This is a genomic window from Hyphomicrobium sp. 99, assembly GCF_000384335.2.
Classification (GTDB): Bacteria; Pseudomonadota; Alphaproteobacteria; order Rhizobiales; family Hyphomicrobiaceae; genus Hyphomicrobium_B.
This window is the reverse complement of the sequence record NZ_KQ031382.1, coordinates 467,708-491,871: the sequence shown is the minus strand read 5'-3', so window position 1 is coordinate 491,871 and position 24,164 is coordinate 467,708. Positions and strand designations below refer to the sequence as shown.

The window sequence follows — 24,164 nt, the reverse complement described above, 5'->3', positions numbered from 1 at the left end:
CTTAGTTAGCTAAATGGCGCAAGATCCTCCCACGTCGCGGTGCTGGGAAGATTTGAGGGATCGGGGCTCGACAGCGCGCAAGGGGGATCGACGCTTGCAGGAACTCACGGATCGTTCGCTCGATTATTCGCCGCGTGCGTCGCAAAGCAGGACGCTGCGCCAACGCGTGTACGAGATCATCGAGACGGGGCACGGCGAGAGTTGGGCGAGCAGGATCTTCGACGGCTTCATCGTAGTCCTCATTCTGTTGAATGTCGCCGCCTTCGTTGCCGAGACGGTGCCAAAGCTCAGAGCGGCGTGGAGCCAGGAATTTTATTATTTCGAACGCTTCTCGGTCGCGATTTTCACCATCGAGTATCTGTTGAGGCTTTGGACCGCCGTCGAAGTTCCCTATCTATCGCGCACCTCGCCGTGGCGAGCCCGGCTGAAACTCGCGCGGCAACCTGCCTTACTCATCGATCTTTTCGCGATCCTGCCATTCTATCTCAGCGGTCTCTTCGCGATCGACCTTCGCATACTCCGAACGCTGCGGCTGCTACGGTTCCTGAAGCTTTCTCGTTACTCGCCTGCGATGTACACGCTCATTCGCGTGCTTTCGAATGAGCGCCGGGCCCTCCTCGGCGCCGGTCTTCTGCTGGCAGCGGCGCTGCTCTTCTCCTCAACGCTCATGTATTACGTAGAAGGCGACGCGCAGCCGGATAAATTCGGCAGCGTGCCGGACGCGGCGTGGTGGGCCATCGCGACGTTGACAACGGTCGGCTACGGCGACGCGGCGCCCGTCACCGCACTCGGAAAAGTCATTGGCGGCATCACGATGATCACTGGTCTTTGCATTCTCGCGCTGCCGGTCGCCATCATTTCGACGGGCTTCGCGCAAGAGCTGCAGCGGCGCGACTTCGTCGTTACGTGGTCGCTGATGTCGCGCGTGCCATTGTTGGCGCGGCTCGATGCGAAGGAAGCCGCCGAGATCATGCCTCTTCTGCAGGCGCACAATCTTCCGCCGAACTTCGAAGTCGTGAGAAAGGGCGCGCCCGGCGATGCCGTGTACTTTATCGCTTCAGGCAAACTTGAAACGCGTACCGACGACGGCGAGCGCGTGTACGGAGCGGGCGATGTCTTCGGTGTGGCGGCGATGTTCGATGAAAGCTTGCATAGAGATGCCGTCATCACGTCATCCAAATGCCGATTGCTGAAATTGCAAAGAGACGATTTTTATCGTCTCGCATCCAGGCAGCCGCATATCGCGTCGCGTATTCGCAATCTCGCCACCAACTTTCGTGACGACACTTGAACGTTTGGCTCAGGTGAAAACAAAAAAGCAGCGGGTTCGAGAACCCACTGCTTTCTGCGAGATCAAAACTCTCGAATTACTTCTTCACGGTGCAGGTTTTCGTCGCCTTATCCCACGTGCCCTTGGCCTTCTTGCAGTCGGCCTTGGTCTTCGGAGCTGCATCTTCAGCATAAGCGACGACCGGAGCCGAAACGGCCAACAAAAGACCAGCAAGCACTGCGCCGCTGAGAACCTTGGAAATCATATGTCTCTCCTTCGCGTTTCTTTCGGCCATAGCGGCCGTAACGCAGGGCTCAATACGGGAGGTTCTTTGCGGGTTTCTGGCGGCCAGTATACATTTGCGTAAGGTTCGCGAGTGCGAAGCGAATTCGATTTCGATCAATACGTTGCAGGCACTCGCGAAATAGCTTTTGCGATTCGTCGAAAACGCGGAACAACGCTTGAAAAAAATAAAATTTCCGAGAAAGGCGTTCAGCCGACAGCTCTGACGACGAGCACGGTCGCGTTGTCCTGATAAGGCTCACGCATTGCTTCGATCGATCGGATGATGGCCTTGGCAACGGCGGCCGCACCATCCTTCGCGTAGCCTTGGATGAGGCGCGCGATTTCGCCCGTTTCGAGCGTCGCAATACCGTCGCTCGCCAGGACGACATAATCGCCGGGCTCCAGTTTCAACGGCTGTCGCGAGACATCGAGAAGATCGATTTCTTCACCCGTCACCGCCGATCGGAGCATGTGGCGACGTGGATCGTGACGGGCTTCGGCAGCGGTCAACTTGCCTTCGGCGACCATCCTATCGAGTTCGGGCGCGAGAGAATGATCCTCGTTCAAGAGAGCCACCTCGCCGCGCCTGAAAAGAAAGAGCGGGCTATCGCCGACGCTGACCCATTCGATGCCGGCCGGTCCGAAGGCGGCGCCGATGAGCGTCGATCCCATTCCCGCAAGAAGAGGGTTCTCGGCGATTTTGGATGCGACCGCAGCATTGGCTGCGCCCAGGCCAGAGATCAGGCGCTCGCCCACATTGCCTTGGGCCGAGGCAACGAACTCCAAAAAGTTCTCGCAGACGGTCTTGCTCGCGAGTGCGCCACCGGTATGGCCACCCATGCCATCGGCCAGGACAGCGAAGCCGCCCTGGTCGTAGCCCGGACCTTCGCTCGACATAGAGACAGGCTCGCTGCCATCAGACATGAAGGCAGCGGTATCTTCCTGATAATCTCTGGCTCCGCGCGTTGCGGCGATTGCGTGCTCGAACGGCGGCATTCGATCCTTAAGCTTCGGATATCTCGGACCAGTCGAAATCGCTCCCGCAGAACGGCAGGAATGCGACTTGCGTGCGCCCGAATGTTATTACGTCCATCGGATGCAGCGGCACGGGGCCAGCCGGTCGCTTATCGTTCACAGAAACGACATTCGTCTTAGCAAGATTTGGCACGAAGAGGAAAGACCGATCGCTCGAATCGTAGCGCACATACGCCTGCGCTTCGTTGGAGATGGTCTCATCGCCAAAATCGAGCGGAATGCGATTATCGGCTGACCTGCCGACGGTATTGTTGCCTTCGAAAATCGGCCGGTAGGAGCCGAGGCCCGGGCCGCCGACGACGATCAAGAAGCCGACGACGGGATCGCGCTCGAACACCCCATGTTCGATCTTCTGCTTGCCGCGGACGAGAACCGTGCGCGGGGGCGCCTCGGGCTCGGCTTTCCGGGGCTTGGCGGGTTCGGGGCGAATGACGCGGGTTGTCGGCGGTGCATCCGTCTCATTCGGTGCTGCGACGCGATCAGGCATTTTTGGCTCCGGCGGTGTGCGCGCCAAACGCGCGGCTTCCTCGGCACTTGGGATCTCGGGCGCCGGCACGGGAGGGGGCGCGATCTTCTCTACAGACGCGGCGATCGGCACAGCGGAAACGGGCACTGGAGGAACGGCGGAGTTCGCGCGCGCGGCTCCAGCGGGCACCGTGTCATCGCGGCCCGCGGCCATGAGAGCGTCCCTCAATGAGCCCAGAAATTTATGCGGTTTCACGGCTTTCGCCTCATTCCCTGCGGTCGTTTCCCCGCGCTCGATGGTCATTAAAATCTCCCTCCCATTTGAACAAGCACAGACTGCCGCCGCGTCAGATACTGTTCCGGAGATGCATGAACCGGAACCTGGACAGAACCTTGGCGATGAATTGAGTATTATCCGAATCCAGCGCGAAACCGCAGTTTCCCCGGCCCGAGCTCAATGACATCGCCATCGTTGAGGCGCGCTTCGCAGCAGCGTCTGCCGTTGACGATCAAACCGTTGCTCTCCACGCCTGTCAGATCGGTGATGTGCCAATCGTCCAAATCACGATGGATCGCCGCATGATAGCGATGCACGGACCGGCTTGGGATGCGGATGTCGTTGTCGTGTTCCCGGCCAATTCGAAGCATGTCGCGCAGGATCGCGCAGCGCATTTTGCGGCCTGTGCTTTCGATTTCGACGAAGGGAAGCCGGTTGCGGCTGCCCAGGATATTCGCAACCTCCGCCTCGAACTTTTCATTGCGTCCGGGCCGATAGCGCAGCGTTGCATCAGGGGAGCGGCGAAGCGGTTCTGAAACCTTCATCAGCATCGCCAGAAGTGGCAAAACCGTTGCGAGAACAACGCCGAGCATCAACGCGGGCGCTGCCCGATAGCCTGCCGAAAACAATTCTTCGGCCACGCTCGCAAAGCGGAGCGATGTATCGATCACGGTTTCCGCGCCGCCAGCATGTGCGGGGAAAGTCAAGACTGCCATGCCCGAGAGAATCGCCGTACCGGCTACGGCGCATCGAGTTCGAGAGAGCTCGTGCATCTGATTCGTGCCCAAATCGCGTCGGGAGGATTAGGTTTGGAGATGGCGGCGGCAACATGGCTCAAAGGCGACACCATGGGGATTTATTCATCACGGGTTCATCGCCCGTCGATACGCCACATTCTTGCGCCATTGGGACAAAACAGAGACAAGATTAGCACTCTCTCCGAGAGCCTAAGTCAGGACCACGATCAGAGGCCTTTCATCACGAGCGCGCGGACGGCACGCGCACGAGGATCATGACGCAGCTTGTCGCTTTACCGGACGGCACGGAGCTCGCGGGCGATTATAAAATCGTGCGTGTTCTCGGCGCAGGCGGTTTCGGCGTCACGTATCTTGCGGACGAGCCGGAGCTGACGCGCAAGGTCAGCATCAAAGAATATTTCCCTAGCGATTTCGCGCTTCGAACCGAGAGCCTGGAAGCGACGCCGCGCTCCGAGGGTTGTAAGAGCGACTACAATTGGGGTCTCGATCGCTTCATCGAAGAAGCGCAGACGCTCGCGAAGTTCGATCACCACAACATCGTCAAGGTGCACCGAATCTTTCGGGCCAACAACACCGCCTACATGGTGCTGCGTTTCGAGGAAGGGAAGAACCTCAAGGCGTGGCTGAAAGATCTCGGGCGGGCGCCGCGCCAAAAAGAGCTCGACCAAATCGTGGCGCCACTGCTCGACGCGCTCGAGGTGATCCACAAAGCGGATTTCCTCCATCGCGATATTGCTCCCGACAACATCATCATTCGGAACAACGGCGATCCGGTGCTGATCGACTTCGGCGCCGCGCGGAGCGACATCGCAGCTCATTCGAAAACGAAGACCGTCTCGGCGCTCGTCAAACCGGGCTACAGCCCCTACGAACAGTATGCCGAGACGAGCCGCCAGCAGGGCGCCTGGACAGATATCTACGCATTTGCGGCGACGCTCTATCACGCGGTGACCGGAAAGCGGCCGCCGGATTCGCCGTCGCGGATGCTCAAGGACGAGATGGTCCCCGTTCGCGAGGCCGCGCTCGGCGGATATCGCGCGACGTTTCTCGATGCCATTCAGCAGGCACTTTCGCTGACGCCTGATGGACGGCCGCAATCAGTTGCTGCTTGGCGAGGCGCGCTTCTTGCGCCGGAGCCCGAAAAGCCCGGCCTCTTTCAGCGCTTCAAGGAGAAGACGGAAGTCCGCCGCCGCAACGACGAGGCTCAGCGTGCGGCCGAGGCCGTCACCATGACACCCGTTCCGCCGCCGCCCGATGCTCCGGGGCCCAAAGGCGGGATGCTGGATTTCGTCGACGCGTTGAAGAGCCCTTCCGCGGCGAAGCGAAAAGTTGCTCAGACTGCGCCTCCGGCAGCTCCCCCAGCGCCGCAGCCGGTGGCGGCGAAGAAAACGTCCCGCGCTGAAAAGGCGAAGGCCGAGAAGGCCAAGGCCGAAAAGGCAAAGCCGGTGGAGAAGCTGCCACCATTGCCTCCGCCGCCGCGTGTGGTCGCCGAAAAGGTGAAGTCCAAACCGAAGATCCGTCCGAAGCCCGACGTTGCGCGGCGTCCATTCCTGCGGCGGCTTACGACACGGCTGATGATCGCCGCGGCGATCGCGGGCGTCGCTTTTGCCTTCCACGATCGCATTCCGCAGATGCTCAAGACTCGCGGCAACGCGATCACCACGGGAGCGATCTCAAAGCCCACCGCGACGGCAGATCCGTCCCTCACACAGACGGCCCAGATCAAGGCTTTCGACGGTGCCATCGACAAGCTCGCCCTCAGCGGCAACGGACGTTTGATTGTTACAGCGTCGGAAGAACCGACGCTCAAAATATGGTCGTATGATTCCCATTATCAGCAGGGCACGATCCCGCTTGAAGATGGGCCTGCGACCACGCTCGCCGTGCGGAACAACCGGGTTGTCACGGGGCATTCGAACGGCGCTATCGCCGTCTACGATCTTGAATCGCGACACCGCCTTTTCCGCTTCAAGCGCAACGACGCGACGATCTGGTCGGTCGCATTCGTCGGTTCCGAGGATCGCATCGCGGCGGCGAGCCACGACTGGAGCGTCGCCGTTTGGGAGACGGCTTCAGAGGGCGCGCCTTCTGCTGTTCTCGACGGTCATGAGAACGCCGTCCAGGCCATCGCCGCCGATACGTCGGGCCAATGGATCGCGTCTGGCGGGGCCGACCGCGCCATCAGAATTTGGAATGCCGACACGCGCGACACGCGGCGGATCTATCGCAACAATTCCGATTACATCTCGTCGCTCGCGTTCTCGCCGGATGGGGCGATGCTGGTGGCGGGCGGCCTCGACGGTTCGATCAAGCTTCTGTCGATGAATTCCTATCGCATGCAGCGTTCGCTCAGCGGCCATAACGCCCGCATCACATCGCTTGCGTTTTCAAGTTCCGATGATTTGATGGCATCTGCGTCAGATGACGGCGTCGTGCGGATCAGAAGCCTGAAGCGGCTGCGGAACTATATTCCGCTGACTGGCGTGGGCTCAGGCGCCAAGGCCGTAGCTTTCTCCAACGACGGACATACACTTCTGACGGGTGGTCAGGATGGCGTCATCAGGCTGTGGTCGCTTCCGGAAGCACAGATCGCGCAGCGCAATTGAGCTTGCGATCTCTTATCTCGCTCTCATTCCCACCCCGGAACGTCATCCCCGCGCAGGCGGGGATCCGTCCAAGCGTCCGTTCATCGCAAGTATCAACCTTGGATGGATCCCGGCCTTCGCCGGGATGACGGAAATGGGTCAATCGCTGTCATTTCGACTCCCCAGGCTTTCAGTTGAGGGTTTCCGGGGCGCGCTTGCGAGTGGCAGAGGCCTTCGCTAAACCGGTTTGAAGGTCGGGCTGAGATCTGCGGAATGCCCCGGAAACTTGGGGGCCGCGCTTTGGCGACAAAGGGACGCCATCATTCGCCCCAAACTGACTAGAGCGAATCATCATGCTGAGAGGAGCGCTCGATGTTCGGGTGGCGTAGACGTAGCGAAGGCTTCGAATGGCGAGAGTACGTGCGCACGACGGTTCTCGTGCGCCGTGCGGACCGGCAGCGCCGTGCTGAGGACATTCGCGTCGCAGCCGTCGAGAAGGTCAAGAACGCTGCCGATGCCGGTGTCGGAGCGGGCCGCGCCGGCGTCTCTGCCGCGCGCTCGCAAATTTCAAAGTTCCTCTCGTTCATCGGCGACGCGCTTCTCGATATTGCAGCGGCTGCATTTGCCGAGCTTTCGCGTTGGTCGAAATTCTTGTGGCGCGTCGTCAAGGATTCGCTCGGCGGACTTCTCCAGCCGATCCGGGAGGCTCTGCGCGTTCCGCTCGATGCGGCGCGCGACAAAGCCAAGTTGATGCCAGACGTCGCCCGGGATTTCCCGATCAAGGCGCATCATCTCATCAGTGCGGCGCTGGCTATCGGGCTGATCTACGTCGGCGGCCCCATGCTGCGCAGCGCTGACGGCGTTGGCGCCGCGGTTGTCGACCTCGCCCCGGGCAGTTCGCAGAAAGTCACGATTTCGTCCGAGATTTCGGGGCAGGCGACGGCGATAGCCGGCGATGCCATGCGGGTTGATGGCGTCAACGTTCGTATCGACGGGATCGAAGCGCCCTCGAACCAGCAACCTTGCTACCGGGCGAACGGCCGCAAATGGAATTGCGCGGCGGCGGCTCGAACGGGCCTTAGCAAGATCATCCGCGGACGCGTCGTGACCTGTACCCGTTCGGGACAGGACGATGCCGGTCGCACGCTCGCGCAGTGCACTGTCGACGGCTCGGATCTCGCGACCCAGCTGGTTCGTAACGGGTATGTCTTCGCTGCCAGCTCGTACTTCAGCTCGCTCGGGAGCGAGGAAACTGCCGCACGCAATGCCAAAGCCGGCATCTGGCAGGGCGAGGTCGCGCGTCCGCAGGCTTGGCGCGACCAGACCTGGGAGATGGCCAAGCGGCAAGCGCCGGACGGCTGCCCCATCAAGGGCGTCGTTCGGGCGTCGTCGAAAATCTACACTCTGCCGTGGTCGGAAGCCTATGCCAGCGCCAAGGTCCGGCCGGAACGCGGCGAGCGCTGGTTCTGCAGCGAGGACGAGGCGAAAGCCGCCGGCTTCTCTTCATCGGACAGGTCCTGAATTCGGACCGGCTGCATCGGCCAAAAAAATCCCGCAGCCGGGGGAGACTGCGGGTCGTAGGTGAGTGATTTTGCGCCAAGGGGTCTTGAGACGGCGCGGAGATCTCTCTCTATGCGGAGACTACAGCCTACAGTCGTAGGAGTCGCAAGTCCGCCTCGAACCACAACTCACGATCCGCCAGCCAGTGTTGCGTCTTCGTTGCGCTCCGTTGCAGCAGATCGCGGAGTTTCGAGCGGGCCTGCGATCTCAGCTGAGCGCGGAAATGGTCTCAACCGATCGGGCCTGCGCACTGAAAATCAATTTCTTATTCGGCTGGCACAAGCCACGGATATTACAACCGGAAGCTTGTGTTGCAGATTCACACCATATCCCCTTCCGATCGTCCGAACGATGGTCTGCCCGCTGCCTTTTCGGCTTGGCCGTCGCTAGAGTACGCTCCGTCTAGGGGCACGGGCGTTTAGTAACCAGAGGGGTTATGTTTATGTTGGGGAGACTGGTTCTAGGGCTGTGCGCCGTTCTGGCCACGGGCGCCATCACGGCGGCCGAAGCCCGGCACAACCGATACCATCACCATCGTCATCATCATTATGGCGATCAGTTGATTTTGATTGCCGAAACGGATGTCGACTTAGCACTCGACAAGTACACGATCGACGTGCGGCAAGCGAAAGGGGCTTACAAAGGCATTCGCATCAAGAATGCGATGGGCAAGCTCTTCGATGTTCAGCGCGTGCAGATCGTCTACAGCGACGGCTCGGTCTGGAATGAAGACCGTCAGATCGACATGTACTGGGGCGAACGCAGCCGCCCCATCAACCAGACCTACGACAGCAAATTCATCGACCAGATCGTGATCGAGCAGACGCCGGGCTATGGCCGCGGTCGGCTCCAGATCATCGGCATTCAAGACAGAGACGGCCGGTCGATGGATCGGAGCGGGCGCGGCACATCAGACAGGCGTGAAAGCCTGTCGTCGGGCGGCGATCTTTCGGTCCGGCCGACGGTTCCCGTCGCAACGCCTGTCAAGGCAGGTCAGGCCACGGCGGGTGGCGACGTGTTGTTTGGAGCTCAATACGTTGGCTTCCTGACAGATCGCGACGTCATCCGGGTGGGCAACGAAGTCGGGAAATTCGCGAAAATCCGGCTGCGCGTGCTCGATAACGACATTCACATCAACGAGTTGAAAGTTGTCTACGCCAACGGCGAAAGCGATAGCCTCGCCGTCAACGCAGACATTCCGAAAAACTCGCGCACGAACTGGATCGATCTCAGGGGCGACCGCTTCATCAAGGAGATCCAGCTCGTTTATCGTTCGCGGCCGAGCTTCAACGGGCAAGCCCGGATCGAAGTCTTCGGACAATATGCTCCAGGCTGGCTTGGACCGAATGGCGAAGGCCGCAAATATAACCAGGGCTGGGTGCTGCTTGGCGCTCAGACTGCCGGTTTCATCGGGTTCGACAAAGACATCATCCCGGTCGGCAGCAACGAAGGCGGTTTCCGGCGTATCCGCGTTACAGTTCGCGATCGGGCGATCACCCTTAACGAGGTGAAGATCGTCTACAGCGACGGCGAGGAGGAAATTGTTCCTGTGCGGACGCGGGTGGATGCCGGTGGCACCTATGGTCCGATTGATCTCAAAGGCACGCGCCGCCAAGCTGTCGATCACATTGAAGCCAAATACCGGTCGCGCTTCTTCGACTCGTCCGCGAAAGGCAAAGGCTCAGCAATCGTGGAAATCTGGGGCCAGCATTACTAGAGCGTCATTTACCAGAGATTGCGCGAATGGACGCGATAACTGAAAATCAGGAGGGCCGGGCACAATCCGGCCCTCTTTTTTTCGCACCTAAATTCGCCGGCCCGAAAACATGAGCGTTTTGCGCCAGAAATGCGTCACCGCGCACGCATTCCTCACGCAAATGACGTCAACAGCGTTTCGCGAAGCACGTCGAATATGCTACGCGACGCCGTCGGTCGGACTATCGTCGATGCCACTCCTGAGGGATCAGAGCTTTGAACTTAAGCCTTAAGCAGCCTTTGCGTGCGGAGAGCCGCGCCGATGTTTCGATCGGCGACGTGCGACCTGCAGCCGCGCCGCAGGCTTCGATGCCCGAAACGCAGAAGCAGCGTGTTCGCCGGCTCGCCGCTCACTGCCAGAAATTCCGCGGGGCGATCCCACGCGTCGCGGTCCAGCAATTGCTGACGACTTTCGTGCCGCTCGTCCTCATCGTCGGCGTTATGTTCGCAACTGTTGAACATGCGTACTGGGCGACGCTGCTCCTTGCTATTCCGGCCGCCGGCCTCGTCGTCCGCGCCTTCATCATTCAGCACGATTGCGGCCATGGCTCGTTCTTCTCCTCACGGGGCGTGAACGATTTCGTCGGCCGCTGCATGAGCGTGTTCACGCTGACGCCGTATGGCCTGTGGCGGCGCGAACATGCGCATCATCACGCGTCATCGGGAAATCTCGACCGGCGCGGCGCGGGCGACATCGATACGATTACGGTCCGGGAATATCAGCAGCTCTCCAACCTCGGGAAGCTTCATTACAAGCTCTATCGCAACCCGGCGTTCCTGTTCGGCTTGGGCGTTCCATTCTACTTCCTCATTCTACAGCGGTTGCCGTGGTTCCACGCGCTGCCGCCTCGCGATACCTGGAAGAGCGTGATGGGTCTCAACGTCGGGCTCGTGGGGCTCTATGCTCCCCTTTGCTATTTCTTCGGCTATGCCAACGTACTGTGGGTCGGATTGCCGGTTCTGCATCTCGCGTCGGCGACGGGCGGCTGGCTGTTCTTCATTCAGCATCAGTTCGAAGAGACGACGTGGGACAAGGCCGAAGGCTGGGATTTCCAGGTCGCGGCGTTGCTCGGGTCTTCCTATTACAAGCTGCCGAAAATTCTGAATTGGTTCACGGGCAACATCGGCCTGCACCACATTCATCACCTCAACAGCACGATCCCGAATTACCGGCTGTCGGCTTGCCTTGAGGGAAGCCCGGAATTGAAGTCGATCAATAGGCTGACGCTCAAGGACAGCATCCGTTGCGCGCGTCTCAAGCTTTGGGACGAGGATCAGCGCCGTTTGATCCGGTTCGACGAACTTCCCGCGACAGCTTGAGACCACGGCTTACCAGTCAATTGTCATGACAGCCAAACCTGGGCGCGCGCCGATCGATGAACTCGTTAGCGTTCGCGACTGGCTAAGATACGCCGTCACGTCGATGAACCGCGCCGGGCTCAGCTACGGGCATGGCACGACGAATGCGGTCGACGAAGCGGCTTATCTCATTCTCGCGACGCTCGACCTGCCAATCGACGACATCAATCCGTGGCTCGATTGCCGGCTGACGCTTGCAGAGCGCGAGAGCGTCGCTGCGGTGATTTCGAAGCGCATCGAGACGCGCAAGCCGGCTGCCTACATTACGAACAGCGCCTATATCCAGGGTCACAAGTTCTACGTGGACGAGCGCGTGATCGTGCCTCGCTCTTTCATTGGCGAACTGTTGGTACGGGACCAGCTGGCGGCAATCGTGCCCGATCCGCTTAGCGTTCGGCGCGTGCTCGATCTCTGCACGGGGTCCGGCTGTCTCGCCATTCTTGCTGCTGAAGCTTTCCCGAATGCCGAAGTCGACGCGAGCGATATTTCGGCAGATGCGCTGGCTGTGGCCGAGCGCAACATTGCCGACTATGGCCTCGCCGATCGCGTGCGCATTTTCAAAGCGGATTTGTTCGACGGGCTTCCCGCCGCTACCTACGATCTCATCATCTCAAATCCGCCCTACGTCACCGCGGCCGCCGTCGCGGCTTTCCCGCCCGAATATCGAGCGGAGCCGACGCTGGCGCATCTTGGCGGCGAGGACGGGATGGATCTCGTGAGACGTATTCTGGACGGCGCGCCGAGCCGGCTCGCGTCTACGGGCAGTCTCATCGTCGAAATCGGCATGGGCCAGGAAGCACTCGAAGCGTCCCGGCCGGATTTGCCGTTTTTGTGGCTCGACAGTGAAGTGAGCGAAGGCGAAGTCTTCGCGCTGCAAGCGGACGATCTGAAGTAGCAGCGGCCGGCGCGCGGCCGCCCCAGACGGCTGAAAGACCTCAGCCGAACGCGCCGAAGTGGTGCGAGATGCCGGTGCCGATCTCACGCACGAACTCGTACGAAATTTCCATCGGCGTCAGGATTTCCGTTTCGAGACGGGCATAGTCGTCGATACCGCGCGGGCGATAGCTCGCCGACTCGTCGAAGGTTTTGCCCGCGAGATTCTTCGCATCGTGCGGGAAGGCCCTGCGCAAGATGCTCAATACCTCCGGGATCTCGAGGCTCAGAGCCATTTCGAGAACCTGGGCGTGAGACAGTCCATCCTGAGGCGCAAAGCGCGGCAGCTGAGCCGCGAGGATGAAGATGCGCATGATCAGCGCAAGCCTGATGGCCTGCAGCAGATCGAGTTCAAGCCGGTTCTCATCCGGCACGAGACCGTCTTCGATATTCTGATCGACGAGGATCGCATGCAAATCGATCGCGTCGAGGCGAAGGAGATGCACGAGTTCGGAGATGTCACCGTGCCGGTCGTCCGGCAGCAGGTGCGTGGCGAGGGTCCGGAATGCGCTGTTCAGCGCTTCCTCGCGGCCCCAAGACGCGCGCGCAGCCCAAAGCCCGGCGTTGAAGACCTGCGAATTCGCATCCATCGCATTGAGGCTCGAGATCGTCTTGCCGTAGCCGATCATCGCCAGCAGCGATTGCAGCCGCTTCGACGATTTCACGAGCTTGTTGAACCGTTCGCGATCATCGCCGACCGCGGTGCCAAGGCCCGCCACGACGTTCGCGATATAGCCGAACTGCTGAAGGATCGCGTTATTGGGAATGGCGCGCATACGCGCGGGATTACCGCGATCGGACGCGTGATCGCCTTGCCGCTTCACGGGGCGTGAGCCAGTTTTAAAGAGCAGGTTGGGGCCGAACGCTCCGAGCACCGCGCGATAGCCTTCGTGGGAGAAAAGTTTCTGCTGGAAGGCGCGCAGGCGAAGGAAGAAGTCGAGGCTGAAATTCTGCTCGGAGTAGAACGGATCTTTTTCGGCCGGTGGGATGTCGCCATCCATCACGATGGTCGCCAGCGCACGGGTCGTCAGCCCGCGATTGCCGAAGAACATGTAGCCGTCGCCGCCCTGGAAGCTCGTCTCGTGCTTGACGGGAATGTTGGCGGCACCGAAGCGGCGACGCGCCTCGTTGGTCATGACGTAATGGAGGCGGCGGTACAGGTTGCCCGGATGCGCACCGCGCCCCATCGACTCGCCGTGCGTTGAGAAAACGAGCGTCTCGACGTTCTCGAGTTTCGCATTGTCAATGAGGGCTGCGAGCCCGTGATAATAGCGCTCGACGGCGAGTGTCGCCGGGATCTGCCCGATGAAACGGCCAGCGTCCGAGAAGCCGGTCTGGATGCTCAGGCGTTTCCGCCCCTCAACGTACTTGCGGTACGCTTCCTCTTCGACCAGGCGCTGCATGATGCGCGCGCCGTTCTCGAGGCCCGATGGCGTTTCGAACAGCGGCGAGATGTCGGTGATGTCATCGACGCCGAAGAGCTTTGCGAAGAAGACTGCGATCAGCACGGTCGCCGGCGATTCGCATTCCGCGATGAGGAAGCGGATCGGCGTTTCCTTATCGACGTGCTTCTTGATCTGCGCTGTCAGCGCGAACTGGCGGATCGCCGTCGCGGTCTCGAGATCGAGCGTCGCGAAGTTCACCGTTTCCGGCGTGCAGTTCTTGATCATGTCGACGATGCGGGCCAGCGACTGGCTTTCGGTCAGGTCGCGTGTCCACGGCTCGTGCACGTAAGCGCGAAATGCGTTGTGAAGCTGCAGCGCGTTGATGCGCAAATGGATGTGGGACATGCCGAGGCCGGTCGCCTCGACGAGTCCGGCGAGGGCCGCGGTTGCGCGCTTCATCTGCGGCGCTTCCACTGCATCGATCAGACTGTCGAACAACGTCTGAAGCGGCTCGACTGTCAGAAGGTTGTAGCCGTCTGTCTTGGTGATGAGGTTCGCAGCCTGTGCTAGACCCTCCGTGTCGTTGGTGAAGCTCTCGAGCGCCTTGATCTGCTCATCGACCGCAGCAATGCCGAGGTCGAGCTTGCCGACGATCTGGCGAGCAATACGCTGAGCGGCATCGCCGCCTTCGAGCTTGTGCTTCAGGACGACGAAGCGCTCGCGAATATCGGCCAGCGCAGCACGCTTTTCGCGGAGCCGGACTTCGAAAGAGAATGACCACGAGATGTCGGTGCGGCCGTCGAGATCGTAGCCGACCCAGGACGCGAACGTCGTCAGCTTCGGGCGCAGCTTGAAAGCCGCGTCGCCGAATTTCTGCGAAGCCACGCTGAAGAAGCCGTGAAGCAGTTCTTCGTACGCGTTGCGCAGGTTGCGGATCGCGTCCTGTGCGCACTTGTGTTCATGCTTGAGCGTCAACGACTGCTCGGGCCGGTGCGGCAGGCCGATCGTTACGTCGGCCGCCGGATCGGAGATCGCGATCTCGACCATGCGGCGATAAAGGGCATCGGAAAGACCGAAGGTCGGATGGGCTGTCAGAACGATGCCGGTGCGGGCGCGCGACCACCGCTCGGCGAAAGCTTCGATCGAGTTGCCGGATTCAGTCGCCGTCTTCTCGACGTAGGACGTGAAATCCTTGAGCGTCGTCGACTGGTCGACATAGCCGATCTTTTCGCGAAGCCTGCGAGCCCGGCGAACGCAGGCGCGGTCCATCAATCGGCCCGCAAGACCCTGAACCTCATCAAAGGACACCGCGCCCGATTCCAGGCGGCGCGACAGATCAAAGGCGACATTCAGAATCGGGTTGAGCGACGGGTTGTCGGGAATCTGAGTTCGGAGACGCTTCAGCTCGTTGATCAGCTCGGTTTCATCGAGTTTGGTCGAGCTGACCGCTGGCGTCGTATCCTGCATAACCAAGGCTCCACGCCCCCATGAGTGAGGGACAGAATTCGGAAGTCGATGACTTAGAGTACTGGAGAGGGAGGCCGGAAGCAAAATTTTGCTCCGGCCTCGACCGATCTCAAGCTACTTTTCTCTTCTGGCCGAGGACCTGGGCGACCGTTGCGCCCATTTCCGAAGGCGTCGGCGCGATGGTCACGCCGCAGCCCTTGAGGATCTCAACCTTTTCGGCAGCCGATTCACCGAACGCCGAGACGATGGCGCCAGCGTGGCCCATGCGACGACCCTTGGGAGCGGAAAGACCAGCGATGTAAGCGATCACCGGCTTTTTCATGTGCTCCTGGGCGTAGACTCCGGCTTCGGCTTCCTGCGGTCCGCCAATTTCGCCGATCATCAGAACGGCATCGGTGTCGGGATCGTTCTCGAAGGCTTCGAGGACGTCGCGATGCGAAGAGCCGTTGATCGGATCGCCGCCGATGCCGACCGACGTCGAAACGCCGATGCCGAGGGCCATCATCTGCGCCGCAGCTTCGTAGCCGAGCGTGCCCGAGCGGCCGACGATGCCGACGCGGCCCGGAAGGTAGATGTGTCCCGGCATAATGCCGAGCATCGCTTTGCCTGGCGAAATCGTGCCGGCGCAGTTCGGCCCGGTCAGGACCATGCGGCTTTCCTTCTTGTAGCGCCGCATGTAGCGCTTCACCCGGATCATGTCCTGGGCGGGAATGCCGTCGGTGATGCAGACGCAGTATCTGATGCCAGCGTCGGCCGCTTCCATAATGGCGTCGGCCGCGAATGGCGGCGGCACGAACACGATCGAGGCCTCTGCGCCGGTTTCGTCGACTGCGCCCTTGACGGTGTTGAACACCGGCCGGCCGAGGTGGGACGTACCGCCCTTACCAGGGGTCACGCCGCCGACAACGTTCGAACCGTAGTCGATCATTTCCTGAGCGTGAAACGTGCCGATACGTCCGGTGAAGCCCTGGATCAGGATCGGCGTCTTTTCATTGATGAAGATTGCCATTGGTGCGTTTCTCCCGATTAGGCCGCTTTTTTCGCTGCTTCGACCGCTTTTTTCGCCGCTTCAGCGAGGGTATCGGCACTGATCACTGTGAGACCGCTCGTATCGATGATCTTGCGGCCTTCTTCGACGTTCGTGCCTGCGAGGCGAACGACGATCGGCATCGTGATCTCGAGTTCCTTGACGGCATCCACCACGCCCTTCGCGACCCAATCGCAACGATTGATGCCAGCGAAGACGTTGACCAGAATTGCACGAACGTTCTTGTCGCGCAGCACGGCCTTGAAGGACTTCGTCACGCGCTCGGGAGACGCGCCGCCGCCGATGTCGAGGAAGTTCGCCGGTTCGCCGCCAGCGAGCTTGATCATATCTAGCGTCGCCATCGCAAGGCCAGCGCCGTTCACGATGCAGCCGATGTCGCCATCGAGACCGACGTAGGAAAGACCACGGTCCGACGCGTAGGTCTCGCGCGGATCTTCCTGGCTCTTGTCACGGAGCTCGGCGATGTGCGGGCGGCGGAAGAGCGCGTTCTCGTCGAACGACATCTTGGCGTCGAGCGCGAGAACCTGCTTTTCCTTGGTGATGACGAGCGGATTGATTTCCACCATCATCGCATCGAGATCGCGGAATGCGCGGTAGCATCCCATGATCGCGGGTACGATCTTGTTGACGATGTCGGGATCAACGCCCAAGCCAAACGCGAGTTCGCGGGCCTGGAACTGCTGCATGCCGACGGCCGGGTCGACCGTTACGCGAATGATGGTGTCGGGCTGGGTCGCCGAGATTTCCTCGATGTCCATGCCGCCTGCAGCGGACGCGACAACGACGATGCGCTCGGAGGCGCGATCCATCACGAAGCCGAGATAGATTTCGCGATCGATGTTCGTCGCTTCTTCGATGTAGAGGCGCGAGACCAGCTTTCCTGCCGGTCCCGTCTGATGCGTGACGAGTTTGCGACCGAGCATGAACTCGGCCGCTTCTTCGATTTCCCGCTCGTTGCGGCAGAGCTTGACGCCACCGGCCTTGCCGCGGGCGCCTGAATGGATCTGCGCTTTCACAACAACAGCGCCACCGAGTTCGCTGGCGCGATAGGTCGCCTGCTCAGGGCTGTAGGCGAGACCGCCGCGCGGGATCGGCACGCCGAACTTCGCAAGAAGTTCCTTCGCCTGGTATTCATGAATGTCCATTTTGGACTCCTTGGAATTCTGACGTTTCCGGGCTTTTTATTTGCTGCGTGCCGCTTCGGCTGCCTTGATGGCGGCGGCCGTGACGAGCAGATTCTTCGCCATCTTCTCGGAAGCGGCGTCGATCATCTTGCCGTCGAGGGATGCTGCGCCCTTACCCTGAGCTTCCGCTTCCTTCAGCGCTACGAGAATGCGCTCGGCACGTTCGACTTCCTTGGCGGTCGGCGAGTAGACTTCGTTAGCGAGTTCGATCTGCGAAGGATGGATGGCCCACTTGCCTTCCATGCCAAGCGCAGCGCCGCGGCGAGCGGCGGCCTTGTAGCCTTCCGGATCATCGATGCCGCCGAACGGACCGTCGATCGGACGCAAGCCGAACGCGCGGCAAGCAACGGTCATACGCGACAGCGGGAAGTGCCACTGGTCGCCCGGATAATCAGGGTTGAGGCCACCGATGACGACGGTACGGGCTTTGTTGAAGGCCGAGTAGTCGGCGACGCCGAAGTGCATCGACTCAAGACGGCTGTTGGCGGATGCGATGGCTTCGACGTTGGCCATGCCGAGCGGCGTTTCGATGAGAGCTTCGGTGCCGATCTGGTGCGGAAGGCCCTTCGCGACTTCGATCTGGCTGACGATGGTTTCGACCGTGTAGACGTCGGCGGGAACGCCGACCTTGGGAATGAGGATGGTATCGAGCTTGGCGCCTGCCTGCTCAACGATGTCGACGACGTCGCGGTACATGTAGTGCGTGTCGAGGCCGTTGATACGGACGCTCACGCTCTTGCCCGCGCCCTTCCAATCGAGATCGTTCAGCGCCTGGATGATGTTCTTACGCGCCTGCTCCTTTTCGGGCGGTGCGACGGCGTCTTCGCAATCGAGGAAGACGTAATCGGCGGCGCTCTTCAGCGCGCGATCGATCATGGTCGGGTTGGAGCCCGGAACTGCGAGATACGAGCGCTGCAATCTCTGTTTGCGGAGCGGGTAAAGCGTGAAGCTCATGGGGGCGTGCCTTCCTAGGATTGGTTCGCGTTTTGTTATTTGGGAATGACGGTATTACGACGAGAAGAATCGCCCGGCCTCGCTGGAGGCCGGGCGTTATGTCTTAGGCAGCTTTCGCTTGCTTCGGTGTCGGGGCGGTTGCCGACTTCGTCGCGGTCTTGCTGAAGTATTCCGCGGCAGCACCGGTGCCGGAGCCGAGCTTGATGTTGATGCCCGTATCCTTGAGCGCCATCTCGACAGCGAACAGAACGCCACCAATCATGAACTCATCGAGCGCACCAAGGTGGCCGATGCGGAAGACCTTGCCGGCGACCTTGTTGAGGCCGGTTCCGAGCGAGGTGTTGTAGCGATAGTAGGCGGTCTTCAGCACGTTGTTTGCGTCGAAGCCTTCCGGCACCAAAATCGCCGATACCGTATCGGAATGCCACTTCGGCTCCTTCGCGCAGAGCTTCAGGCCCCATGCGTCGACGGCGTGACGAACGCCCGTCGCCAAACGGTGATGGCGAGCGATGACGTTATCGAGGCCTTCAGCGAAGATGAGATCGAGCGAGGCGCGGAGACCACGGATCAGCTGCGTCGCCGGCGTGTACGGGAAGTAGCCAAGATCGTTCGTCTTGATCATGTCTTCCCAAGAGAAGAAGCAACGGTTCATGCGACCGTTGACGCTCTTATTGACGTCGAGCGCCTTCTGACTGACGGCGAGGATGCCGAGGCCGGTCGGAAGCATGAAGCCCTTCTGCGAGCCAGAGACGCATGCATCGACGCCCCATTCGCCCATGCGCATGTCGAGCGAACCAACGGACGAAACGCCGTCAACGAACAGCAACGCCGGATGCTTCGCGGCGTCGAGCGCCTTGCGAACGCCGGCGATATCGGAAGACACGCCGGTCGCGGTTTCGTTGTGAGTTGCGAAAACGGCCTTGATCTCGTGGTTCTTGTCCTTCGCGAGAATGTCCGCGTACTTCTCAAGCGGCACGCCGGTGCCCCACTCTTCGTCGCAAAGCTCGACCTTGAGACCAAGACGCTCCGCCATATCAACCCAGAGGAGCGAGAACTGGCCGAAGCGGCTCATCAGAACCTTGTCTCCGGGCGCGAGCGTGTTTTCGATCGCGGATTCCCAAGCGCCGGTACCGGACGAGGGGAAAATGAAAACGCGGCCGTCCTTCATTTTGAAGACCTTCTTCAGGTCTTCAAACACCGGCAGCGTGAATTTCGGAAATTCCGGCGAACGCATGTCTTCCATCGGAACGTTCATCGCCATGCGAACGCTATCGGGAACATTGGTCGGGCCGGGAATAAAAAGATGAGGCGTAACAGTCATAGAAGCGTTCCTCCGCGCTGCGTTGTGCCAAGCCGACGGCCCCCGACGCAGCAGGGGAGGCGTTCCGGCATACTTTTGCTGATCCTTCCGCCCGATCGCAGATGCGGGCGTAGTCTTAACTAGCAGGGGGACAGTGATGGTGTGAACGAAAAACTATCAACACCCGGTTGGGCAGCCTCTGCTACCCACCTTATTTGCCCGCGGTGCAGCACTTTGCTGCAGGGTTTCCCTAGACGTTACTACTGCTCATTACGGTTAACCGACACGTGCAGTGCAACAGCCATGGCGCGATTCGATACGCCGAGTTTGTCGTACAAATTTTTCAGATGATATTTCACCGTATTACGCGAGATGCCGGTACGGGCCGCGATTTGTAAGTTGGTCCAGCCGTTCGCAAGTGCAGCAAGCAATTCACGCTCGCGTGCCGTCAGACCTTCCAGCGGATCGTGATTCAAAAGGTCGATGTCCACGTAGGGCAGCGACAAGCGGCCACGCGCGACGGAAACAACCGCTTCCAGCAAAACTTGCGGATCCTCGGTCTTCGAAACGAACCCCCACGCGCCGCTCTTTATCGACGTCCGCAAAACATCGTGCGAGCGCTCGCCCGTGTAGATGATGATCCGCGTCTGCCATTTTTCCTGTTTGGCGCGGGCGAGCACGGCGCCGCCCGTCATGTCCGGCAACGTCCACCCGACGACTGCGATCTCAACCGGCTTCGTCTTGAGGGCGCTGATCAGGCTCTCTCCGGTCGCGTGGATCCCGCAGACGGTGAAGCGTCCATCGCGTGCGATCAGTGCTTCCAGACCTGCACGAACGACCGGATTTTGATCGGCGATCGTGACCTCGATCTTGGCGGTCATCCGTGCATTGATCTCCTGGATGGGGATAACGAGCGAATCTCGGCTCATTATACCTGCGCTCGGAAAATGTTGCTTCCCCTGCGGATACGTACCGAACTTGTCCTGGTCCGCCAAGGGCGCAGTTTCTTCGATAAATGCGGCGCCTGCCGCGTCATCTGCACGTTAAGGGCAATAGATTTTCTGGAAAAATTTTACGCCTTGCATGAGCATGGCGACCCCGGCAGGATTTGAACCTGCGACCTACGGTTTAGGAAACCGTTGCTCTATCCAGCTGAGCTACGGGGCCGGTCCCAAGCCTTCCGGCTTTGTTCGCCGGTCGCCCACCGCGTCTGCGATGCGCCGGAAAGCTATGCGGTGAGCATCGCTCCAGGTCAAGCGCGGGGGTCGTGGAGATTTCGAGGCGGGCCAATTCGAGGTGTCGACGAAGCTTCGGCCCCGGCGTTTATATGTCCGCTCTCGCCGTTTCACGCCTTGGCGAAGGCAGGCAGCTGGCAGGCGAATGCGGGTTCTGCGATGAGGGCCGCTCGCGGCTACATTGTTGGTGCTCGCGACTTACTGCCACCCCAGAGCCCGCGGAGAGACAGAGCCTGCTGGCCGCAGTGAAGGCTCTTCAACACACACTCGCAACGAAGATACGAAATGCTCAAAATTCCTCCTTTTCAAAATACTTAACGTAGCCGAGAGTACGGTGCTGCTGCGGAAAACTCCGCTGGCTGGCGGGGATAGACGCGCTGTGCCCCAGGCTGTGTCTATTGGACGGGATATCCGGGGCGTTCTAGTCACACACAGGAAGGGCCTTCAAATCTGACGCCGCTTTGCGGCGTTGGTCGGAGGCTGAGACGTGAGGGGAATACTCTGATGAGAAAGATTTTGGCTGCGTTGGCCGGAACGGCGTTATTGTCACAAGCAGGCGTTGCAATGGCGCAGAGTCTTCCGGATGAAGTGAAGCCCATAGGCAATCTGAGCAGCCCCTATAACCTCATCGTCCCGAACTATGTCGAAAGGCCGCTCCCATCGTCCTGGGAAGGTTTCTACTGGAAACCGTCGCTCGGCTTTAACACCCTGTCATTCAGCACCAGTGGCGGTCGGCTGAGGGACGCTGACGGCATCACGCTCGGAGCCTCGGCCGGATACGATTTCCGCTACAATGACTTCCTTTTCGGACCTACTGCCGATTTGAGCTACGATTTTCTGTATGGCGACAGCTCCCGCATAGACGGCATCTCCGGATACAAGGGCCACGTCGATTTCGACGGGTCGGTCGGTGGCAGGGTGGGGTATTTATTGTGGGATCGCACCCTGATTTACGCGACCGGCGGCTACGCCTTCGCCAATTTGGAAGTCAGAAATGGCTCTCTCGGTGCCAGCGACTCCAATATGATGTCCGGATGGACTGCCGGCGGCGGCATCGAGTATCTTTGGAGCGACAATAATCGCCTGCGCTTCGAATACCGGCGCGTCGAGTTCTCCGGCGCGAGCTTCGATTCGTTGCCAGCCGGCCACGACGAGGTGGAAGCCTCGATGAATAAGTTCAGCTTCGGCTTCGTCCACCGCTTCTGAGCGGTCGAAAGCGCGATCAAAACTGAAGCTGCCCGCCAACTCGGTCGTCGTTCTTGGCGCGCGGCCCCGCTTATGATTTCTATTCCGCATGGCGAGGCGATGGGCGGCATATGTGTTCGGCGCGGTGGGGCTGCTTGTTCCGCCTTGCCTTATGGCACAACCCTCTGCGTCTCCTGCACCGTGCGCCATAGAGCCCGGCCCCATTCGAACCGTGACTCGGGTCATCGACGGCGAAACGATCATTCTCGATGATGGCAAGGTCGTTCGCCTGATCGGCGCACTCGCGCCCAGGGCACGCGACGCCAATGCCGCGGCGGGTGCCTGGCCGCCCGAAGGCGACACGATCAAGGCTCTGTCGGATCTCGTGCTGGCGAAGAAGATCAAACTTGCATATGCCGGCCGGCGCACCGATCGCTACGGGCGGACGCTGGCGCACGTCTTTCTGGCTGATCGTGGGCGGCAGGACTGGGTGCAGGGTACGCTGCTCGCGAATGGCTACGCTCGCGCCTACGGGCTTTCCGAAAGCTTTGTGTGCGCGCGCGAGCTTCTAGCTCACGAGGCGGAAGCTCAGCGGAAGCGACTGGGGCTATGGAGCAACGGCATCTACCGCACGATCCCCGCAGACCATGCGGGCGAGTTGATGAAGCAGCGCGGCAAGTACGTGCGCGTGACCGGTACGGTCGTTTCCGTCGGCCGCACGAAGGGCGCGACGTACCTCAATTTCAGCAATGATTGGCAAACCGATTTCACCGCGCGGATCGACAAGAAGGTTCTTGCTGCAAATCCTGCGTTCGACCGTTCGCTCGACAGCCTCACCGGCAAGACCGTCGTGCTTCGCGGGTGGATCGAGCGGCGAAATGGGCCGCTCATAGATATCGCTGATCCCTCTCAGCTCGATATGCCGGAAGCGGCGGATGCGCCCGCCAACGTCAGCGAGCGAAATTCAACAAGTCCAATCCAACCGGTGCGATTACCGGCCGATCCGATTTGAATTGGCAGGCTTTGAAAAGAATTGCGCCCGGCCCCGCCGGAAGGTGCGGAACCGAGCGCGATAACTTTCATAGCGTCAGTGATGATGCGGCTCAGGCCGCTTCGCCAACCGACTCACCATCGGCCAATCGACGGCCCTTGGCGCTCTTCGAGAGAACCTCGGTGATCCTCTGAACTGCGCCGCGCTCATCGAGCTTCTCGACAGCCGCGAGTTCACGCGCCATGCGGTCGAGTGCATCCTCGTAGAGCTGCCGTTCGGAGTACGACTGCTCAGGCTGCGCTTCGGAGCGGTAGAGGTCGCGGACGACTTCGGCGATGGCAATCAGATCGCCGGAGTTGATCTTGGCGACGTATTCTTGCGCTCTGCGGCTCCACATCGTGCGCTTGATGCGGGCACGGCCCTTCAACGTTTCCATGGCCTTTTTGACTAGGCCTTCGTCAGCGAGCTTACGCATTCCGACGCTTGCGAGCTTGCCGGTCGGCACGCGCAACGTCAGCTTCTCCTTGTCGAACGTGATGACAAAGAGCTCGAGCGACATGCCCGCGATTTCCTGCTCTTCGATGCCGACGATACGGCCGACGCCGTGAGCGGGATAAACGACGAATTCGTTGGCCTTGAAGCCGTGGCGCTGGCTGACCGGCTTCTTCTGCACGGCGAGAATCTGGCGGGCAGCTGCAGCCTTCTCGGCAATCGCCTTCGGCGTGACCGGCTGCTGAGCAGGAGCGACGGGCGCCGTAAGCTTCTGGCTCGCCGCTTTGTGCGCGTTAGCCGGAACGGCAACAGTGCGCTGCGGCGCGGGGGCAGCCTTGGCAGCGAGATGGGCGGTTGCAGGCGCGTGCGGGAGCGGTTTTTTCAAAACGGAGGGGGCCTCGATCTTGGGCGCCGGCTTGGCCGACGCCGCGGTTACTGGAACAGGTTTCTTGGCCGGCTTGGCGGCGACGACGGGCTGAGCCACCTTGGGCTTGGCAGGAGCTTCTGCCTTCGGCTTGGCCGGATGCTTGGCGGCGACCTTAGTGGCGCTCGCGCTGGTCTTCAGAGGAATGGGTTTTCGCGCGGCACTCTTTGCTGCGGACTTGGGGGCGACCGGAGCTTTTTTCTTCTGAGCCATATCG

19 protein-coding genes and 1 tRNA gene are annotated in these 24,164 nt (G+C 60.5%); 8 read left to right on the top strand and 12 right to left on the bottom strand.

Annotated elements, in window-relative coordinates; translation table 11 throughout:
* Positions 1-94 precede the first annotated feature (94 nt).
* The gene (locus G359_RS02675) at positions 95-1,291 is read left to right on the top strand and encodes a cyclic nucleotide-gated ion channel (protein WP_045834872.1); all 1,197 of its coding nucleotides are present in this window, start codon (positions 95-97) and stop codon (positions 1,289-1,291) included.
* A 76-nt stretch (positions 1,292-1,367) separates the two neighbouring features.
* Here G359_RS02675 and G359_RS20700 read toward each other — a convergent pair whose 3' ends face one another.
* From G359_RS20700 to G359_RS02655, 4 genes are all read right to left on the bottom strand, one after another.
* Positions 1,368-1,535, bottom strand: a complete 168-nt coding sequence (locus G359_RS20700) for a hypothetical protein (RefSeq protein ID WP_197077518.1) — start codon at positions 1,533-1,535, stop codon at positions 1,368-1,370.
* A gap of 227 nt (positions 1,536-1,762) precedes the next feature.
* Positions 1,763-2,551 (bottom strand): PP2C family protein-serine/threonine phosphatase, encoded by a 789-nt coding sequence (locus G359_RS02665; protein WP_045834870.1) that lies wholly within the window; start codon positions 2,549-2,551, stop codon positions 1,763-1,765.
* Between the two features lie 7 nt (positions 2,552-2,558).
* The gene (locus G359_RS02660) at positions 2,559-3,359 is read right to left on the bottom strand and encodes an FHA domain-containing protein (protein ID WP_045834869.1); all 801 of its coding nucleotides are present in this window, start codon (positions 3,357-3,359) and stop codon (positions 2,559-2,561) included.
* Positions 3,360-3,466: 107 nt separating this feature from the next.
* Entirely contained in the window at positions 3,467-4,048 is a 582-nt protein-coding gene (locus G359_RS02655; protein ID WP_245279907.1) for an FHA domain-containing protein, read from the bottom strand.
* A 296-nt stretch (positions 4,049-4,344) separates the two neighbouring features.
* Here G359_RS02655 and G359_RS02650 point away from each other — a divergent pair, with 296 nt between their 5' ends.
* The 5 genes from G359_RS02650 (at position 4,345) to prmB (ending at position 12,244) form a co-directional block, all read left to right on the top strand.
* Positions 4,345-6,696 (top strand): serine/threonine-protein kinase, encoded by a 2,352-nt coding sequence (locus tag G359_RS02650; RefSeq protein WP_045834868.1) that lies wholly within the window; start codon positions 4,345-4,347, stop codon positions 6,694-6,696.
* 351 nt (positions 6,697-7,047) lie between these two features.
* Positions 7,048-8,196, top strand: a complete 1,149-nt coding sequence (locus G359_RS02645) for a thermonuclease family protein (protein WP_045834867.1) — start codon at positions 7,048-7,050, stop codon at positions 8,194-8,196.
* 481 nt (positions 8,197-8,677) lie between these two features.
* On the top strand, positions 8,678-9,952 hold the full coding sequence (locus G359_RS02640) for a DUF2541 family protein (RefSeq protein ID WP_045834866.1): 1,275 nt from the start codon (positions 8,678-8,680) through the stop codon (positions 9,950-9,952).
* A 254-nt stretch (positions 9,953-10,206) separates the two neighbouring features.
* Positions 10,207-11,310, top strand: coding sequence for a fatty acid desaturase (locus G359_RS02635; RefSeq protein WP_052699157.1), 1,104 nt, complete (start codon positions 10,207-10,209; stop codon positions 11,308-11,310).
* Positions 11,311-11,335: 25 nt separating this feature from the next.
* Positions 11,336-12,244 carry a 50S ribosomal protein L3 N(5)-glutamine methyltransferase gene (gene prmB / locus G359_RS02630; RefSeq protein ID WP_045834865.1) on the top strand — a complete coding sequence of 303 codons (909 nt, stop codon included), beginning with the start codon at positions 11,336-11,338 and terminating at the stop codon, positions 12,242-12,244.
* A gap of 40 nt (positions 12,245-12,284) precedes the next feature.
* Here the strand turns inward: prmB and G359_RS02625 are convergent, their stop codons facing one another.
* The 7 genes from G359_RS02625 to G359_RS02595 form a co-directional block, all read right to left on the bottom strand.
* Positions 12,285-15,134 (bottom strand): phosphoenolpyruvate carboxylase, encoded by a 2,850-nt coding sequence (locus G359_RS02625; RefSeq protein WP_045834864.1) that lies wholly within the window; start codon positions 15,132-15,134, stop codon positions 12,285-12,287.
* A 109-nt stretch (positions 15,135-15,243) separates the two neighbouring features.
* A complete protein-coding gene (gene sucD, locus G359_RS02620) occupies positions 15,244-16,143 on the bottom strand; it encodes a succinate--CoA ligase subunit alpha (protein ID WP_045834863.1) in 900 nt (299 codons plus the stop codon).
* Positions 16,144-16,160: 17 nt separating this feature from the next.
* On the bottom strand, positions 16,161-17,327 hold the full coding sequence (locus tag G359_RS02615; RefSeq protein ID WP_045834862.1) for a malate--CoA ligase subunit beta: 1,167 nt from the start codon (positions 17,325-17,327) through the stop codon (positions 16,161-16,163).
* Between the two features lie 36 nt (positions 17,328-17,363).
* Complete coding sequence (locus G359_RS02610) at positions 17,364-18,320, bottom strand: HpcH/HpaI aldolase/citrate lyase family protein (RefSeq protein ID WP_045834861.1); 957 nt, start codon at positions 18,318-18,320, stop codon at positions 17,364-17,366.
* 103 nt (positions 18,321-18,423) lie between these two features.
* Positions 18,424-19,641, bottom strand: a complete 1,218-nt coding sequence (locus G359_RS02605) for an aminotransferase class V-fold PLP-dependent enzyme (RefSeq protein WP_045834860.1) — start codon at positions 19,639-19,641, stop codon at positions 18,424-18,426.
* Between the two features lie 239 nt (positions 19,642-19,880).
* A complete protein-coding gene (locus tag G359_RS02600) occupies positions 19,881-20,549 on the bottom strand; it encodes a response regulator transcription factor (protein WP_245279906.1) in 669 nt (222 codons plus the stop codon).
* Positions 20,550-20,710: 161 nt separating this feature from the next.
* Positions 20,711-20,787, bottom strand: a tRNA-Arg gene (locus tag G359_RS02595).
* 593 nt (positions 20,788-21,380) lie between these two features.
* On the opposite strand from G359_RS02595, the gene G359_RS19550 reads away from it, so the two are divergent.
* On the top strand, positions 21,381-22,061 hold the full coding sequence (locus tag G359_RS19550; RefSeq protein WP_197077517.1) for an outer membrane protein: 681 nt from the start codon (positions 21,381-21,383) through the stop codon (positions 22,059-22,061).
* Positions 22,062-22,272: 211 nt separating this feature from the next.
* Positions 22,273-23,052, top strand: coding sequence for a thermonuclease family protein (locus G359_RS02585; protein WP_245279905.1), 780 nt, complete (start codon positions 22,273-22,275; stop codon positions 23,050-23,052).
* Positions 23,053-23,143: 91 nt separating this feature from the next.
* On the opposite strand, the gene G359_RS02580 is transcribed toward G359_RS02585, so the two are convergent.
* A complete protein-coding gene (locus G359_RS02580) occupies positions 23,144-24,160 on the bottom strand; it encodes a CarD family transcriptional regulator (RefSeq protein WP_045834859.1) in 1,017 nt (338 codons plus the stop codon).
* Positions 24,161-24,164: the final 4 nt, after the last annotated feature.

Coding starts and splice junctions, on each gene's coding strand:
- G359_RS02605 (WP_045834860.1), bottom strand. CDS start 19,641: ATGACTGTTACGCCTCATCTTTTTATTCCCGGCCCGACCAATGTTCCC.
- sucD (WP_045834863.1), bottom strand. CDS start 16,143: ATGGCAATCTTCATCAATGAAAAGACGCCGATCCTGATCCAGGGCTTC.
- G359_RS02600 (WP_245279906.1), bottom strand. CDS start 20,549: ATGAGCCGAGATTCGCTCGTTATCCCCATCCAGGAGATCAATGCACGG.
- prmB (WP_045834865.1), top strand. CDS start 11,336: ATGACAGCCAAACCTGGGCGCGCGCCGATCGATGAACTCGTTAGCGTT.
- G359_RS02650 (WP_045834868.1), top strand. CDS start 4,345: ATGACGCAGCTTGTCGCTTTACCGGACGGCACGGAGCTCGCGGGCGAT.
- G359_RS02580 (WP_045834859.1), bottom strand. CDS start 24,160: ATGGCTCAGAAGAAAAAAGCTCCGGTCGCCCCCAAGTCCGCAGCAAAG.
- G359_RS20700 (WP_197077518.1), bottom strand. CDS start 1,535: ATGATTTCCAAGGTTCTCAGCGGCGCAGTGCTTGCTGGTCTTTTGTTG.
- G359_RS02610 (WP_045834861.1), bottom strand. CDS start 18,320: ATGAGCTTCACGCTTTACCCGCTCCGCAAACAGAGATTGCAGCGCTCG.
- G359_RS02625 (WP_045834864.1), bottom strand. CDS start 15,134: ATGCAGGATACGACGCCAGCGGTCAGCTCGACCAAACTCGATGAAACC.
- G359_RS02655 (WP_245279907.1), bottom strand. CDS start 4,048: ATGGCAGTCTTGACTTTCCCCGCACATGCTGGCGGCGCGGAAACCGTG.
- G359_RS02640 (WP_045834866.1), top strand. CDS start 8,678: ATGTTGGGGAGACTGGTTCTAGGGCTGTGCGCCGTTCTGGCCACGGGC.
- G359_RS02645 (WP_045834867.1), top strand. CDS start 7,048: ATGTTCGGGTGGCGTAGACGTAGCGAAGGCTTCGAATGGCGAGAGTAC.
- G359_RS02665 (WP_045834870.1), bottom strand. CDS start 2,551: ATGCCGCCGTTCGAGCACGCAATCGCCGCAACGCGCGGAGCCAGAGAT.
- G359_RS02615 (WP_045834862.1), bottom strand. CDS start 17,327: ATGGACATTCATGAATACCAGGCGAAGGAACTTCTTGCGAAGTTCGGC.
- G359_RS02660 (WP_045834869.1), bottom strand. CDS start 3,359: ATGACCATCGAGCGCGGGGAAACGACCGCAGGGAATGAGGCGAAAGCC.